This is a genomic window from Pseudoalteromonas sp. S3776, from assembly GCF_005886915.1.
Taxonomy (GTDB): domain Bacteria; phylum Pseudomonadota; class Gammaproteobacteria; order Enterobacterales; family Alteromonadaceae; genus Pseudoalteromonas.
Window position 1 is genome coordinate 1 of sequence record NZ_PNCU01000088.1, and the last position, 1111, is coordinate 1111.

Below are 1111 nucleotides of genomic sequence, written 5' to 3' on the forward strand. Positions count from 1 at the left end.
ATCGGTGGCTGTGGCGATCACTGAGCCAACATCAAGGAGTGATACATCCAAGCCCACTAATGACCAATTACCATTGGCATCGGTTGTGGTGGTGTAAGTGGCCCCAATGCCACCGCCTATAAGTTGCTCAGTGATAGTAATTTCGCTGCCTGCTGGCAAATCAGAGGTACCGCTTAGGGTCACTAATAAACCAAGCTCAAAGGTCGGTGTAAAGGCAAGGGTTGGTGGCGTCACATCCACTTCGCCCGTATCACTGCCTGTACCGGTATTACCAGCGGCATCAGTGATGCTCGCGCTAACACTGTAGTTGCCTTCTGCTAAGTCGCTGGTTGGTGTCGCACTCCAATTGCCGTTGGCATCGGTTTGTACATCAAGGGTTTGTACGTTGTTCGCTGCATCAGTAAAGGTCACTGTAATGGTGCTGTTGGGTGCATCGCTGGTGCCTGTAACCGTTGGCGTGCTGTCGTTGGTAAGTATTGGCGCATCCACACTCACACTTGGTGCGGTGGTATCGATGTTACCGCTGCCGGTGATATCAGTGCTGTTACCCGCCGCATCACTAATAGTCGCTTCAATGCTGTAAGGGCCTTCAGCCAATGCGTTTGGCACTTCGACTGAGAAGTTGCCGCTCGCATCCACAGTCGTTGTAAAGGTTTGCTCTACCCCTAAATCATCGGTAACGGTAAAGGTGATCACGGTGCCTTCAACGGCATCACTGGTGCCGCTTAACGTTGGGGTTACGTCGTTACTTGAACCTGGGCTGGTTAACTCAAGCGTTGGCGCAATGGTGTCTACTTCACCTGAGCCAGTGGCTGTTGCTTCATTGCCAGCGGCATCGCTTACGCTTGCACTTACTGTGTAGCTGCCCTCAGCAAGCACTTGTGAAGCGGCCACACTCCAGGTGCCATTAGCGCCGAGTGTCGTTGTCACCGTATGCGTCACGTTATTACTATCGGTGATCTCTACCGTTACGGTGCTGCCTTGCGGTGCATTGGCGGTGCCGGTGATCGTTGGGGTTGTATCATTGGTAACAACTAGCTCGTTCACTTCAATCGCTGGCATGGTGGTGTCAATAATACCGGTTTCGGTGGCGCTGCCGATATTACCCAGG

At 52.7% G+C, this 1111-nt stretch carries 1 protein-coding gene; it reads right to left on the bottom strand.

Going from position 1 to position 1111, the window contains the following annotated elements:
- Window positions 1–1111 (bottom strand): Ig-like domain-containing protein (locus CWC16_RS19250; RefSeq protein WP_171037696.1); only part of this gene is annotated, 1111 nt, incomplete at both ends.